This window comes from Blastococcus saxobsidens, from assembly GCF_002938435.1.
Taxonomy (GTDB): domain Bacteria; phylum Actinomycetota; class Actinomycetes; order Mycobacteriales; family Geodermatophilaceae; genus Blastococcus; species Blastococcus saxobsidens.
This window is the reverse complement of record NZ_POQT01000058.1, coordinates 1-13,623: the sequence shown is the minus strand read 5'-3', so window position 1 is coordinate 13,623 and position 13,623 is coordinate 1. Positions and strand designations below refer to the sequence as shown.

Here is a 13,623-nt window from a genome sequence, read left to right as displayed (position 1 = left end):
TCGGCGGGGGGCACCGCGGCGCGGTCCGGGGCGGGCGCGGCATCCGTGCGCCCCCCGCCCTCGCCGCGCGGCGCGGTGGTCGGCTCGCCCGCGCCCTCGCCGTCCCCGGGCAAGGGATCCTTTTCATGCGTCTCGGCATCGGATCCGTAGGTATTGCTTCCCATGCCCGGGCCTCCGCCGTCGTCGGGGCCGCCGTCGGGACCGCCGTCGTCCTGGGGGCCGTCGTCCTGGGGGCCGTCGTCCTGGGGGCCGTCGTCCTGGGGGCCGTCGTCCTCGGGACGGGAGTCGGCGAGCGCCTGCTCCAGCGTCTCGTCGTCCAGCCCGGGCGCGTCGAACGGGTTGCGCCGGCGGCGGTGCGGCAGCGCCAGCCGGGCGGCCACGCGGACGTCGTCCTCGGTGACCTCCTCGCGCCCGCACCAGGCGGCGTGCGCGATCGCGGCGCGGGCGGTGACCAGGTCGGCGCGCAGCCCGTCGACGTCGAAGGCGGCGCACACGGCGGTCACCTGCCGCAGCGCGGCGTCGGACAGGACCACCCGCGGCAGCCGGGCGCGGGCGGTGGCGATCCGCTCGGCGAGCGCGGTCTCCTCGTCGTCCCAGGCGGCGGCGAACCCGGCCGGGTCGGCGTCGGAGGCGAAGCGTCGGCGCACCACCTCGGCGCGCACGGCCGGGTCCCGTGGTGCGGCCACCTCGACGGTGAGCCCGAAGCGGTCCAGCAGCTGGGGGCGGAGCTCGCCCTCCTCGGGGTTCATCGTGCCGACCAGCAGGAAGCGGGCCGCGTGCCGCACCGAGATGCCCTCGCGCTCCACGTAGGCGGTGCCCAGCGCGGCGGCGTCCAGCAGCAGGTCGACCAGGTGGTCGTGCAGCAGGTTGACCTCGTCGACGTAGAGCACCCCGCGGTGCGCGGCCGCCAGCAGCCCGGGCTCGTAGGCCTTGACGCCCTCGGTCAGCGCGCGCTCCAGGTCCAGCGAGCCGACCAGCCGGTCCTCCGACGCCCCGACGGGCAGCTCGACCAGCCGGGCCGGCCGCGTACGGGCCGCGGCACCGGCCTCGTGCGGGCCGTCCGGGCAGCCCGGGTCAGGGGCGGCCGGGTCGCAGCCGAACCGGCAGCCGGGAACGACGGCGACCGGTGGCAGGACGGCCGCCAGAGCGCGGACGCTGGTCGACTTGGCGGTGCCCTTCTCGCCCCGCACCAGCACCCCGCCGACCGCGGGGGACACGGCGTTCAGGAGCAGCGCCAGGCGCAGGTCGTCCATGCCGACGACGGCGGTGAAGGGGTAGGTCATGCGCGAATACGGCGCACGGGGCACGCGTCCTCTCCCCGGGTGTCCACGCCCGGAGGTGGCAGGTCGCGACGACGGGAGTTCCTGACTGACCGGCAAGCCGGCTCACAGTGGCGGGACCGCGCCGGAATCTCACCGGGCTTCCTCCACTGCCGTCGCGTGTGGCCCGGTAATGAGACCACGGAACCCCGGCCGGCGTCACGGCACCTCCCGCGGCCGGGGACCTGAGGCACCATTGACAACCTAAGGGTCTTAGGACCACGCTCCGGGCATGACCCCGACGGCCCCGCTCGACCGCCGGCAGCGCCGGCGGCAGGAGACCATCGAGCAGGTGCTCGACGTCGCCGTCGCGGTCATGACCGAGCAGGGCGTCGCCGGGCTGACCCTGGGTGAGGTGGCCCGCCGGATGGGCATCCGCTCCCCGTCGCTGTACGGGTACTTCGACGGCAAGCACGCCCTGTACGACGCCCTGTTCGAGCGGGGGTGGCGTGCGTTGCAGCGGGCGATCGAGCCGGCCGCCGCCGGACAGGACGCCGACCCCCTGACCGCCCTCCGGTCGGGTACGGCCCTCCTCGTGCGCTGGGCCGTCGAGCACCCCGCGTACTCCGCGCTGATGTTCTGGCGACCGGTCCCCGGCTTCGTGCCCTCCGCACGGGCGTACGCGCCGGCCGTCGAGCTCGACGCGGTGTCACGCGACCTCATCACCGGCCTGCGGGACGCCGGCGTCATCGCCGCGGACGTCGACGTCGACCGCGCCTACCGGGCCTGGACGGCGGTGATCGGCGGGGTCATCTCCCAGCAGCTGTCGAACGCGCCCGGCGAGCCCTTCGAGTCCGGCTCGTTCACCGCCGTCCTGCCCGACGTCATGGACATGTGGCTCGCCCACCACCGCAGGGAACCGTCCACCAGCTGAACCCGAGGAGGTCCGTCGTGACCGCTCCTGCCGCTGCCCGCCCCCGCCCACGCGCCGCCGTCCTGGACCGGGAGACGGCCTACCGGCTCGCCGCCACCGAGTACGACCGCGTGCTCGCAGTCCTGCGGCGTCTGGCGCCCGCGGACTGGGGCCGGCCGACCGACTGCCCCGGCTGGGACGTGCGGGCCATGGCCGCCCACGTCCTGGGCATGGCCGGGATGGCCGCGTCGGTGGTCGAGATGGCCCGCCAGCAGCGGCTGGCCGGCAAGGCCGGTGGGGGCATCGACGCGCTGACCGACGTGCAGGTGCGCACGCACGCGGGCCTGGACGGCCCGGCGATCGTCGCCCGCCTCGAGGAGACCGTGCCGCGGGCGGTGCGCCGCCGCCGCCGGATGTCCCGGCTGGTCGGTCGGGCCACCCTTCCCGAGGAGCAGGTCCTGGGCGAGGTCCGGGAGTTCTGGCGGATCGGCTTCCTGCTCGACGTCGTGCTGACCCGCGACGTCTGGATGCACCGGGTCGACGTGTGCCGGGCGGTCGGCCAGGAGCTGCTCCTCACGCCCGAGCACGACGGCGTCCTCGTCGCCGATGTCGTCGCCGAGTGGGCCCAGCGGCACGGCCGGCCCTACCGGCTGCGCCTGACCGGGCCGGCCGGCGGGGAGTGGTCGTCGGGCAGCGGAGGCGAGGAGCTGGAGGTGGACGCCGTCGAGTTCTGCCGGGTGCTGTCGGGCCGTGGCGCCGGACCGGGCCTGCTGGCCCAGCAGGTCCCCTTCTGAGTCCCGGCCGGCCGACCGGGGATCCCCCGCGCACTCCCCGCCGGCCCTGGAGCGGCCGCCGCGGTGGGCGGCCGGCCGGCCGGTCCCTAGGATCGGCGGCCGTGCCAGCGCCCGAGGTCCCCACCGACCGGCCGACCGTCGTCGTCGGGGTCGGCGCCGACGGCTGGGACGGGCTGTCTCTGCGCGCCCGGAGCGCGATCGCGGCGGCCGACGTGCTGCGCGGCAGCGCCCGCCAGCTCGCCCTGGTCCCGGCGGAGGTGACCGCCGAGCGGGTGCCGTGGCCCTCGCCGATGGGTCCGGCGATCCGTGCCCTGCCCAGCGCGCACCCCGGCCGCCGCGTCGTGGTCCTGGCCAGCGGCGACCCGATGCTGTCGGGCATCGGCACCTCGCTGGTGCGGCTGCTCGGACCGGAGGCGGTCCACGTCGTGCCGCACCCGTCGTCGGTGACGCTGGCCTGCGCCCGGCTCGGCTGGGCGGTCGAGGAGACGACGGTGGTCCCCGCGGTCGGGCGGCCGGTCGAGCTGGTGGCCCCGCACGTGACCCCGGGACGTCGACTGCTGGTGCTCGGCTCCGACGGGCGGACGCCCGCCGCGGTGGCGGCGCTGCTGACCGGGCTGGGCTACGGGGCCAGCCGGCTGGTCGCCCTGGCGCAGCTCGGCGGACCGGGGGAGCGGCTGTTCCCCGGCACCGCGGCGCGGTGGCCGCACGAGGATCCCGATCCGCTGGTGGTCACCGCCGTCGAGGTGGTCGCCGACCCGGGCACGGTGCCGCTGCCGGCGGTCCCCGGCCTGCCCGACGACGCCTTCGAGCACGACGGCCAGCTGACCAAGCGCGACGTGCGCGCCGCGACGCTCGCCCGCCTGTCGCCGATGCCGGGCCGGCTGCTGTGGGACGTCGGGGCGGGCGCCGGCTCCATCGGCATCGAGTGGATGCGGGCGCACCCGTCCTGCCGCGCCGTCGCCGTGGAGAGCGACCCCGCGCGGGCGCAGCGGATCGCGCGCAACGCCGTGCGGCTCGGCGTGCCCGACCTGGCCGTCGTCGAAGGCCGGGCGCCCGGGGCGCTGGCCGGGCTGCCGGCGCCGGACGCGGTGTTCGTCGGCGGCGGCGCCACCGTGCCCGGCGTGCTCGACGCGTGCTGGGCGGCGCTGGCCCCGGGTGGCCGTCTGGTGGTCAACGCGGTGACCGTGGAGAGCGAGGGGGTGCTGGCGCAGCGCCACGCCGCGCACGGCGGCGAGCTGGTGCGGCTGGCCGTGGCGCACGCGGTGCCGGTGGGCGGGTTCAGCGGCTGGAAGGCCGCGATGCCGGTGACGATCTGGACGGGGGTCAAGCCATGACCGTGCACTTCATCGGGGCCGGACCGGGGGCGGCGGACCTGATCACGGTGCGGGCGGCGCGGATCATCGCCACCGCGCCGGTGTGCCTGTACGCCGGCGCCCTGGTGCCCCGGGAGCTGCTGGACACCGCGCCGCCCGGCGCCCGGCTGGTGGACACCGCGGGCCTGGACCTGGACCGGATCACCACCGAGCTCGTGGCGGCGCACGGGGCAGGGCTGGACGTCGCCCGGCTGCACTCCGGGGACCCGTCGGTCTACAGCGCGATGGCCGAGCAGATGCGCCGGCTGGACGCCGCGGGCGTGCCCTACGACGTCGTCCCGGGGGTGCCGGCGTTCGCCGCCGCGGCCGCCTCGCTGAAGCGCGAGCTCACGGTCCCGGGCGTCGGGCAGTCGGTGATCCTCACCCGCACCTCGGCGCGGTCGACCCCGATGCCGCCGGGGGAGGACCTCGCCACCCTGGGCGCCTCCCGCGCCACCCTGGTGCTGCACCTGGCCGTGCAGCGGATCGCCGAGCTGGTGCCGGAGCTGGTGCCCTCCTACGGCGCCGACTGCCCGGTCGCCGTGGTCGCCCGGGCCAGCCGGGACGACGAGCTGATCCTGCGCGGCACGCTGGCCGACATCGCCGGGCAGGTCGAGGCCGCCGGGGTCAAGCGCACGGCGGTGGTGATCGTCGGCTCGGTGCTGACCGCCGGGGAGTTCCCCGACAGCCATCTGTACTCGACCAGTCGCCATCGATGACGGCCGCGCTGCAGGGGCCCGCCACGAGCCTGCGAGTGGTGGGGGGCAGCGGGGTCCTTTCGTCAGCTTCGGCCGACCACCGTGCCGGCGCGGTCGATCACGATCACGTCGACGGCGACCGGCGCGCCGCGCAGGACGCCCAGGGCCGTCTCCAGGGCGCCGGCGGCCACGAGGTCGCCCAGCGGCAGCCCGGCCGCCCGGCACTGCTGCAGCGCGTCCAGCGCGGTGTTGGCCGTCCGCACCCGCTCGACCAGCTCGGGGGGCCCGCCCGCCGCGTGCACCCGCCCGGCCAGCGACTCGAAGGACACCTGCGACCGACCCGAGTGCAGGTCGAGGTGCCCGTCGGCGAGCTTGGCCAGCTTCCCGATGCCCCCGGCGACGGTGAGCCGGTCGACCGGGTGGCGGCGCAGGTACTTCAGGACCGCGCCGGCGAAGTCGCCCATGTCCAGCAGCGCGTCCTCCGGCAGCCCGTAGGTCTCAGTCGCGACCCGCTCGCTGGTGCTCCCGGTGCAGGCGGCCACGTGCGCGTACCCGGCGGCGCGGGCGACGTCGATGCCGCGGCGGATCGAGTCGATCCACGCCGAGCACGAGTACGGGACGACGACGCCGGTCGTGCCCAGGATCGACAGGCCGCCGAGGATGCCCAGCCGCGGGTTCCAGGTGCGCCGGGCCAGCTCCTCGCCGTGCTCGACCGACACCTCGACCACGACGTCGCCGCTGCCCCCGTGCCGGGCGGCCACGGCGGCCACGTGCTCGCGGATGAACTGCCGGGGCATCGGGTTGATCGCCGGCTCGCCGACGGCAAGGGGCAGCCCGGGCTTGGTCACGGTCCCGACACCGGCCCCGGCGCGGAAGGACACCCCGCTACCCGGCTCCCCGTGGGTGACCCGCACAGAGACGAGCGCGCCGTGGGTGACGTCGGGGTCGTCGCCGGCGTCCTTGACCACGCCGGCGGTGGCGCCGTCGTCGTCCAGCCGCTCGACGGCCAGGGCGAACGCCGGGTGCCGGTCGTGTGGCAAGTCGATGGTGACAGGGTCGGGGAAGTCGCCGGTGAGCAGCGCGGTGTACGCCGCGGTCGTCGCGGCGGTGGCGCAGGCCCCGGTCGTCCAGCCGGAGCGCAGGCCGCTGCCCTCCGCGCGCTCCGCCGTCGTCACCCCACCAGCATGCACGGCGGCGCGAGGTGAGCGGACGGGTGCTCGTGCTGGGCGGCACCGGTGAGGCCCGGCGGCTGGCGACGGCGCTGGTCGAGGCAGGGCGGCCCGTGCTCAGCTCGCTGGCCGGCCGGGTCGCCGAGCCCCTGCTGCCACTGGGGGAGGTGCGCATCGGCGGGTTCGGCGGCGCCGCCGGGCTCGCGGCGTGGCTGCGCGAGGAGGCGCCGCCGGCGGTCGTGGACGCCACGCACCCGTTCGCGGCGGGGATGACCGCGTCCGCGGCGGAGGCGGCCGCGGCCACCGGCGTGCCGCTGCTGCGCCTGCAGCGACCCGGCTGGACCGCCGGCCCGGGTGACGGCTGGCGGTGGGTGGACTCGCTGGAGGAGGCCGCCGGCGCCGTCGCCGGGTTCGGCTCGGTCTTCGTGACGACGGGCCGGCAGGGGCTCGCCGCGTTCGCCGGGCTCGAGGGGCGCTGCCTGGTGCGGTCGGTCGACCCGCCGGCGCCCCCGCTCCCGCGGGACGTGACCGTCGTGCTGGCGCGCGGGCCCTTCTCGGTCGCCGACGAGACGGCGTTGATGCGGGCGCACGGCGTCGACGTCGTCGTCACCAAGGACAGCGGCGGCTCCATGACGGCGGCCAAGCTGACCGCCGCCCGGCACCTGGGCGTGCCGGTCGTGCTGGTCCGCCGCCCGCCGCTGCCCGCCGGCGTGCCGGTCGTGGCGACGGTGGGCGAGGCCCTCGCGTGGCTGGTCGAAATCGGTTCGCGGCGCGAAGGATCCTGACGGAGGATCGCCGCGCAGGTCCTGAGCGCGGCGGCGGCGGGAGTTCGATCGCGCGCAATCCGATCGTCATGTGTGAAAGTGCAGCTCGGCGGGGCAGATCAGCGGCATGACCGAAACCGCGTCGCTCCGAGCCCTCGCCCTCGTCTGCAGCCTCAAGCCCTCGCCGTCCCCGTCCAGCAGCGACCTGATCGCCCGCCAGATCCTGGGGGAGCTGGCGAAGCACGGCGTCACCGGCGACGTCGTCCGGGTCGTCGACCACGACGTGAAGCCCGGCGTCGAGGTGGACATGGGGGAGGGCGACGAGTGGCCCGGGATCCGCGAGCAGCTGATGGCCGCCGACATCCTGATCGTCTCCACGCCGACCTGGGTCGGGCACATGAGCAGCGTGGCCCAGCGGGTGCTGGAGCGGCTGGACGGCGAGCTCTCGGAGACCGACGGGTCGGGCCGTCCGCTGGTCACCGGCAAGGTGGCCGTGGTGTCGGTCGTCGGCAACGAGGACGGGGCGCACAAGATCGTCGCCGACCTGTTCCAGGCGCTGGGCGACATCGGCTTCACCATCCCGTCGCAGGGCAGCACCTACTGGAACGACCAGGCGATGGGCGGCACCGACTACATGGACTTGGACGAGACGCCGGAGGCGGTGGCCTCGACGACGGCGACCCTCGCGGAGAACGCCGCGCACCTGGCCCGGGCGCTCAAGGCTGCGCCGTATCCGGGGCGCTGACCGGCGATCAGGCCGCCAGCGACTCCTGCGCCCGCCCGGGTGCCGGCTCGGTGCTCCGGGCCGCGGCCCGGCGGCGCAGGCGGACGCCGGCGACCGCGGTCAGGGCGAGCACCACCAGGACGGCGGCGTAGACCTCGGCGACCCGCTCGAGCCCGATCGTGGCGGAGAGGGAGCCGGCGATGATCGCCGGGATGCTGAAGCTCAGGTAGCCGACCACGAAGACGCTGGACAGCAGCCCGGCCCGCTCGGCCGGGGCCACGCCGGCGCTCGAGGTGGCGACCGCGCCGAGGAACGCCATCCCGAAGCCCAGCCCGGAGACGAACGCGGAGACGAACATGACCACGGTCTCCCCGGTCAGGAGCGCGGCGATCGTGCCGGCGACGCCGGTGGCGAACACCGACGCCCCGGCGACCATGGCTCGCTCGGCCGGCAGGTTGTGGCCGACGACCGCGCCGACCGCGGCGGTCCCCTGCATGGCCAGGACGAGCAGGCTGCCGACCAGCGGCGCCTCGATGCCGAACACCGCGGCCGCCAGCGAGGGGCCGAGGGAGAGGTAGAGGCCACCGAGGGCCCAGGCGGCGACGAGCACCGGCAGCGCGGTGAGGAACGCCGACCGCTGGGACCGCGGCACGCGCACCGTGGGGCGCAGCGAGGCCAGCGCACCGGGGGCGCGCGGGGACGTCTCGGGCAGGACCGCCACGACGGCGGTGCCCACGAGCATCGCGCCGGTCAGGACGGCGAAGATCCAGCGGGTCGGCGAGGCCGCGTACTCGACGGCGAGGCCGGCCCCGACCACGCCGGAGGAGAGCCCCAGCCCCGGGGCCGCGCTGTTCAGGAGTGCGCCCAGCGGCCGGTCGCGGCGCTGGGTGTCCAGCAGCAGCGCGCCCAGCGTGCCGGTGAGCGCGCCCACCGACAGGCCCTGCACCACGCGCGCGGCGAGCAGCCAGCCGACGCCGTCGGCGGCCAGGAAGACCGCCATCGCCACCGCCTGAAGCAGCAGCCCGCCGACCAGGACGGGACGCCGTCCGACGTGGTCGGACAGGCCGCCCACGACCAGCAGCGTGGCCAGGAGCGCGAAGGCGTAGATGCCGAAGACCATCGTCAGCACCCCGGGGCCGAACCCGAACTGCTCCTGGTAGACGCGGTAGAGGGGCGTCGGGACGCCGGAGGCGGCCAGGACCAGCAGCAGCAGTCCGGCCGCGGTCCAGAACGCCGGGGTCCGCGAGAGCGTCGGCACGGGCATGGTCGTTGCCAAGCGCAACGAGCGCCGGATCATTCCCTCGTCCGGCGTGTCAGCCGGGATAGGTCCGGGGCGTGTAGACCGCGCCGGCGGGCGTGACCCGGGTCTGCGAGGAGCCGATCATGACCAGGCAGCGCATGTCGACGGTCCCCGGGTCGAGGTCGCCGAGGGTGGTGACGGTCAGCCGTTCCTCCGGGCCGCCGACGTCCCGGCCGACGACGACCACGGTCTCCGGTGCCCGGACCTCGCGCAGCACCGTCAGCGCCTCGCCGAGCTGGTGCGGCCGGTGCCTCGACCGCGGGTTGTAGAGGGCGATCACCAGGTCGGCCGCGGCCGCGTGCCGGAGCCGCTCGACGATCACGTCCCACGGCTTGAGGACGTCGGACAGCGACAGCACGCAGAAGTCGTGGCCCAGCGGCGCCCCCACCCGGGAGGCCACCGCCTGCGCGGCGGTGAGACCGGGGACGACGCGCACCGGGACGCCGGCGAACTCGGGGCGGGCGGCCACCTCCAGCACGGCGGCGGCCATGGCGAAGACGCCGGGGTCGCCGCTGGAGACGACGGCGACCCGCCGGCCCGAGCGCGCCAGCTCGAGGGCGTGCGCGGCGCGCTCCGCCTCGACCCGGTTGTCGCTGGGGTGGCGCACCTGGCGCGGGTTGGCCGGCACCCGGTCGACGTAGGGGCCGTAGCCCACGAGGTCGTCGGCGGCGGCCAGCGCCTCGGCGGCCTCCGGGGTGGTCCAGCTGCGGGCGCCCGGTCCGAGGCCGACGACGACGACCTCGCCGTGCGCCGCCGGCTCGGGCAGCGGGTCCGCCGGCTCGGCGAGCTGCGGCGTGAGCGGGCTCGGCAGCAGGGCGAGGGAGAAGTAGGGGACGCTCGACGGGTCGACGTCGGCCAGGGGCAGGCAGCGCTGCCGGTCGGTGGTGGCCCGCTCGACGTAGAGCGCGCGGTCCAGGACGCCGGCGCGCTCGAACGCCTCGCGGACCTGCGGGAACGTGCGGCCGAGCTTCATCACGGCGGCCGAGTCGGTCGAGGCCAGCCGCTCGGCCAGCTCCTCGGCCGGCAGCGTGCCGGGCAGCACGGTGAGGACCTCGTCGCGCTCCACCAGCGGACGGCCGACCGCTGCGGCGGCGCCGCTGACGCTGGTCACCCCGGGGACGACCTCGGTCGGGTACCGGTGCGCCAGCCGCTTGTGCATGTGCATGTAGGAGCCGTAGAAGAGCGGGTCCCCCTCGGCCAGGACGACGACGTCGCGCCCCGCGTCGAGGTGGGCGGCCAGCCGTGCGGCCGCGGCCTCGTAGAACTCGTCGATGGCGCCCTGGTAGCCGCCCGGGTGGTCGGTCGTCTCGGTGGTGACCGGGTAGACCAGCAGCTCCTCGATCTGGCCTTCCCGCAGGTAGGGCTCGGCCACCCCGCGGGCGACCGACCGGCCGTGCCGGGCGGCGTGGAAGGCGACGACGTCGGCCGCACCGATCAGCCGGGCGGCCTTGACGGTCACCAGCTCGGGGTCGCCGGGGCCGAGGCCCACGCCGTACAGCCGCCCGCTCATTCGACGTCGCTCGCGATCGCGTTCACGGCCGCGACGGTCATGGCGCTGCCCCCGCGCCGGCCGCGGACCACCAGGAAGTCCAGGTCCGAGGCGGCCAGGGCGTCCTTGGACTCGGCCGCGCCGATGAAGCCGACCGGGATGCCCAGGACGGCGGCCGGCCGGGGTGCGCCGGCGGCCACCATCTCCAGCAGGTGGAACAGCGCCGTGGGGGCGTTGCCGATGGCGACGACGGCGCCGTCGAGGCGGTCCCGCCACAGCTCCAGCGCGGCGGCGGTCCGGGTGGTGCCCAGGTCCGCGGCGAGGGCGGGCGTGCGTGGGTCGTTCAGCGTGCAGACGACGTCGTTGTCCTTGGGCAGCCGCCGGCGGGTGATGCCGCTGGCGACCATCTGGGCGTCGCAGAGCACCGGGGCGCCGGCGTCCAGGGCCTTGCGGGCCCGCTGCACGACGGCGGGGGACCAGGCGAGGTCCTCGACCAGGTCCACCTGCCCGCAGGCGTGGATCATGCGGACGGCCACCCGCGCGACGTCCGCGGGCAGGCCGGTGAGGTCGGCCTCGGCGCGGATCGTCGCGAACGACTGCCGGTAGATCTCGGCGCCGTCCTTCTCGTACTCGTACAGCTCCATCGGGGGCCGAGGCTACGTCCCGGTCCGGTGAGGCGGCCCGCCGGTCCACTCAGCCCGCACGGGCGTCGGCGGTCCGCCGGGTGAGGTGGGGCAGCAGCACGATCTCGGTGCCGTCGGGGCGCCAGGTGCGCCATCGGCCGTCGGTGTCTCGTTCGACGCGGAAGCCGTGGTGGACCAACGTGCGAGTGGCGTTCGCACAGCAGCGCGGAGTTCTCGAGGTTGGTCTCGCCGCCGTCGATCCAGTGCAGGAGGTGGTGGACGTCGCACCAGTGGGCGGGGGCGTCGCAGCCGGCGCTCTGCACGCTCAACTACGCCACAGCCGCGGTCGCGGTAGTCGATGGCGCGGCGCAGCTGGGGTGGGGAGACCCGCTGGCGGCGGCCGTAGTCCAGGACTTCACCGTCGGGGCCGATGACGATGCGGCTGATGCCGCCGTCGCAGGCCAGCCAGCGGGCCCGGGCGGCGGAGATCAGGGTGCCGAAGCTCGTCTGGGCGGCGCCGGGTCCGGTGGCGGGGTCGACCAGGTCGGCGAGGTCCACCCGGACCACGACGTGGGGTTTCTGGGTGCGCAGGATCGGCAGGTTGCCGGAGGCTAGTGCGTTGTCGCAGAGCTGGACGAGGGCGTCGGCGGACTGCTGGGCGCGGGTGCGGGTGTCCCCGGCGGGGCGGGAGGCCTGCAGGATGGATTCCAGCGCGGCCTGGAACTTCTCCCCGCCGACGGCGTCGAGTTCGCCGCGGAAGGACAGGCTGCCGTCGGCGTGCTTGGCCATGGTCAGCGACCGCTGCTCGGTGGGGTCGGGTTCGGGGCCGTCGGGGTCCAGGCAGGCCAGGTAGTGGGCGACGGCCCGTCGCAGGTCCTCGTGCGAGGCGTGCGTGGCGACATCCACCAGGGCGGCGGTGATCGCCTCGATGTCGATGCCCTGCGCCTGCGCTGCGGCGAGGTTGTCCGGCGCCACGACCGGGGCGATCACCGACACCGCCTCCGGGCTCACGTCTCCGCGGGCCGCCGCCGAGGCCACGGCCGGCAACTGGGCCAGGGTGCGGCCGTTGCGGACCAGCTGGTTGGCCGCGGCCGCCGACAGGCGGGCGTGCCCGCGCAGCCAGGAGGCCATCGTGGCCTTGCCGTCGTGCCCGGCGGCGCCGGCCAGCTCGCACTGCCGCACGGTGCGCGCGACCTCGGCGGCCAGCCGGTTGCCCGCCACCAGCAGGGACTCGAGTCGCTCGATCAACTGGGGCTCGAACGCGCCGGTCAGATCCGCGCCGGCCAGGTCGTCCAGCGCAGCGGCGAGCCGGGCCACCGCATCGGCCGGACTCGTCGAACGCATGTACGAAGCCTACCGCCGTTCGAGCTCACCCCGCACCACGAAACCGCAGCTCAGATGGCTGTCCACAGATGCCGGCACGGTCTTGACAGCGCTGGTGTGGCGGGGAGCGCCGGTGGTTGCGGCGAAGGCCTCGGGCCGGTCAGGCGGTGCCGGGCGGTGACGGCCGGGCGGCGGTCGTCCGGTAGCCGGTGGGGGTGGCGACCACGTCGACCACGTCGCCCGACGGCCGACCGCACCGGCGCTCGCAGCCGGCCCAGTGCTGCCGCGCCCCGCCTGCCGGCAAGGACCCCTCAGCCACGGCGGCGGTCGCATCGGCCCGGACGTCGGCCAGCGACTTGGCGCAGCCCGGCCGTCCGGCGCACGCGGTGACCTGCAGCCAGGCGCTGCCCGGATCCAGGACCAGCCCGGCCGCGGTGAGGGTCGCGGCGGCCGCGGCGTCGGGCAGGTCCGGCACGACGACGCTCCGCCACGGGGTGAGCTGCAGCTCGGCCGCCGCGGTGCTCGCGAGCAGGTCCGCCTGCGCCGCCGTCAGCCGGCCGAGGGGCACGACCGCCGCCAGCGCCATCCGGCCGTCGTCCTGCGGGAGCGCACCGGCCGGGCCGGTCAGCGGGGGAGCGGGGAGGGCGAAGGGGGTGGCCGTCGCACGTCCGAGGGCGGCCGCGACCCGGGCCGGGCCGTCCTCGAGCTCCGCGAGCCGCCAGGCGGTGCCGCCCTGGGCCGCCCGTTCCGCGAGGAACGCACGGGTGGCGGTGAGCGCCAGGCCGACCGCGCCGTCGGGCCCGGCCCGCAGGCCGCTGTCCACCCCGGCCAGCAGCAGGGCGACCGTGCCGTCGTCCAGCGCCATGAGCCCCACGTCGGCGGCCGTGCCGGCGACGTCGCCGCGGCCGTCGTCGAAGGCAGCGAGGAAGCGACCGGGCAGCCCGGCGAGCTCGGGGTCGGCGCACATCGCGGCGTCGAACGCCGGCACCCAGGGGCGCACGTCCACCCGTCCGCCGGCGCGCCCGCTGAGCACGCTGGCCAGCACGTTGCGTGCCGTCTCGTGGGTGGCGCTCGGCAGCAGGCCCGCTGCGGCCAGCGACCGGGCCCGTTCCCCGGGGCGCAGGTGTGCCGCGACCGGCTCCCGCCACACCGCACCGAGCAGCTCCCCGTACCGGTAGGGCGCGTCCTCGACCTCGTCGTAGAGGTCGTGGGCGA

13 protein-coding genes and 1 riboswitch are annotated in these 13,623 nt (G+C 76.4%); of the genes, 6 read left to right on the top strand and 7 right to left on the bottom strand.

Going from position 1 to position 13,623, the window contains the following annotated elements; all coding sequences use genetic code 11:
• Positions 1-1,283 (bottom strand): magnesium chelatase ATPase subunit I (locus C5507_RS21335; RefSeq protein ID WP_158657681.1); only part of this gene is annotated, 1,283 nt, incomplete at its 3' end.
• Between the two features lie 55 nt (positions 1,284-1,338).
• Positions 1,339-1,467: riboswitch (cobalamin riboswitch) on the bottom strand.
• Positions 1,468-1,551: 84 nt separating this feature from the next.
• On the opposite strand from C5507_RS21335, the gene C5507_RS21330 reads away from it, so the two are divergent.
• The 4 genes from C5507_RS21330 to cobM all read left to right on the top strand — a co-directional run bounded on the left by C5507_RS21330 (position 1,552) and on the right by cobM (position 5,037).
• Positions 1,552-2,193, top strand: a complete 642-nt coding sequence (locus C5507_RS21330) for a TetR/AcrR family transcriptional regulator (RefSeq protein WP_104530502.1) — start codon at positions 1,552-1,554, stop codon at positions 2,191-2,193.
• Positions 2,194-2,210: 17 nt separating this feature from the next.
• Positions 2,211-2,966 (top strand): maleylpyruvate isomerase family mycothiol-dependent enzyme, encoded by a 756-nt coding sequence (locus tag C5507_RS21325; RefSeq protein WP_207225712.1) that lies wholly within the window; start codon positions 2,211-2,213, stop codon positions 2,964-2,966.
• Between the two features lie 101 nt (positions 2,967-3,067).
• Entirely contained in the window at positions 3,068-4,300 is a 1,233-nt protein-coding gene (gene cbiE / locus C5507_RS21320; protein WP_104530501.1) for a precorrin-6y C5,15-methyltransferase (decarboxylating) subunit CbiE, read from the top strand.
• Positions 4,297-5,037 (top strand): precorrin-4 C(11)-methyltransferase, encoded by a 741-nt coding sequence (gene cobM / locus C5507_RS21315; protein ID WP_104530500.1) that lies wholly within the window; start codon positions 4,297-4,299, stop codon positions 5,035-5,037. Before cbiE ends, cobM begins: the two co-directional genes overlap by 4 nt.
• Positions 5,038-5,099: 62 nt before the next feature.
• On the opposite strand, the gene C5507_RS21310 is transcribed toward cobM, so the two are convergent.
• Entirely contained in the window at positions 5,100-6,191 is a 1,092-nt protein-coding gene (locus C5507_RS21310) for a cobalt-precorrin-5B (C(1))-methyltransferase (RefSeq protein WP_104530499.1), read from the bottom strand.
• 26 nt (positions 6,192-6,217) lie between these two features.
• On the opposite strand from C5507_RS21310, the gene C5507_RS21305 reads away from it, so the two are divergent.
• Both C5507_RS21305 and C5507_RS21300 read left to right on the top strand, forming a co-directional pair.
• Positions 6,218-6,970: a cobalt-precorrin-6A reductase gene (locus tag C5507_RS21305; RefSeq protein WP_104530498.1), complete on the top strand. Its 753-nt coding sequence runs from the start codon at positions 6,218-6,220 to the stop codon at positions 6,968-6,970.
• Positions 6,971-7,076: 106 nt separating this feature from the next.
• A complete protein-coding gene (locus tag C5507_RS21300) occupies positions 7,077-7,694 on the top strand; it encodes a flavodoxin family protein (protein WP_104530497.1) in 618 nt (205 codons plus the stop codon).
• A 7-nt stretch (positions 7,695-7,701) separates the two neighbouring features.
• Here the strand turns inward: C5507_RS21300 and C5507_RS21295 are convergent, their stop codons facing one another.
• From C5507_RS21295 to C5507_RS21275, 5 genes are all read right to left on the bottom strand, one after another.
• A complete protein-coding gene (locus C5507_RS21295; RefSeq protein ID WP_242611036.1) occupies positions 7,702-8,937 on the bottom strand; it encodes an MFS transporter in 1,236 nt (411 codons plus the stop codon).
• A gap of 49 nt (positions 8,938-8,986) precedes the next feature.
• Entirely contained in the window at positions 8,987-10,483 is a 1,497-nt protein-coding gene (locus C5507_RS21290) for a precorrin-2 C(20)-methyltransferase (RefSeq protein WP_104530495.1), read from the bottom strand.
• Positions 10,480-11,106 (bottom strand): precorrin-8X methylmutase, encoded by a 627-nt coding sequence (locus C5507_RS21285; protein WP_104530494.1) that lies wholly within the window; start codon positions 11,104-11,106, stop codon positions 10,480-10,482. Before C5507_RS21285 ends, C5507_RS21290 begins: the two co-directional genes overlap by 4 nt.
• Before the next feature lie 12 nt (positions 11,107-11,118).
• Positions 11,119-12,429 carry a DUF222 domain-containing protein gene (locus tag C5507_RS21280; protein ID WP_341272905.1) on the bottom strand — a complete coding sequence of 437 codons (1,311 nt, stop codon included), beginning with the start codon at positions 12,427-12,429 and terminating at the stop codon, positions 11,119-11,121.
• 139 nt (positions 12,430-12,568) lie between these two features.
• Positions 12,569-13,623: hypothetical protein (locus tag C5507_RS21275; protein ID WP_158657680.1), on the bottom strand; the 1,055-nt coding region annotated here is incomplete at its 5' end.

What these genes read in the sequence shown, in the direction of transcription:
- C5507_RS21330 (WP_104530502.1), top strand. Translation starts at nt 1,552, where the DNA reads ATGACCCCGACGGCCCCGCTCGACCGCCGGCAGCGCCGGCGGCAGGAG.
- cobM (WP_104530500.1), top strand. Translation starts at nt 4,297, where the DNA reads ATGACCGTGCACTTCATCGGGGCCGGACCGGGGGCGGCGGACCTGATC.
- C5507_RS21300 (WP_104530497.1), top strand. Translation starts at nt 7,077, where the DNA reads ATGACCGAAACCGCGTCGCTCCGAGCCCTCGCCCTCGTCTGCAGCCTC.
- C5507_RS21295 (WP_242611036.1), bottom strand. Translation starts at nt 8,937, where the DNA reads ATGCCCGTGCCGACGCTCTCGCGGACCCCGGCGTTCTGGACCGCGGCC.
- C5507_RS21290 (WP_104530495.1), bottom strand. Translation starts at nt 10,483, where the DNA reads ATGAGCGGGCGGCTGTACGGCGTGGGCCTCGGCCCCGGCGACCCCGAG.
- C5507_RS21285 (WP_104530494.1), bottom strand. Translation starts at nt 11,106, where the DNA reads ATGGAGCTGTACGAGTACGAGAAGGACGGCGCCGAGATCTACCGGCAG.
- C5507_RS21280 (WP_341272905.1), bottom strand. Translation starts at nt 12,429, where the DNA reads ATGCGTTCGACGAGTCCGGCCGATGCGGTGGCCCGGCTCGCCGCTGCG.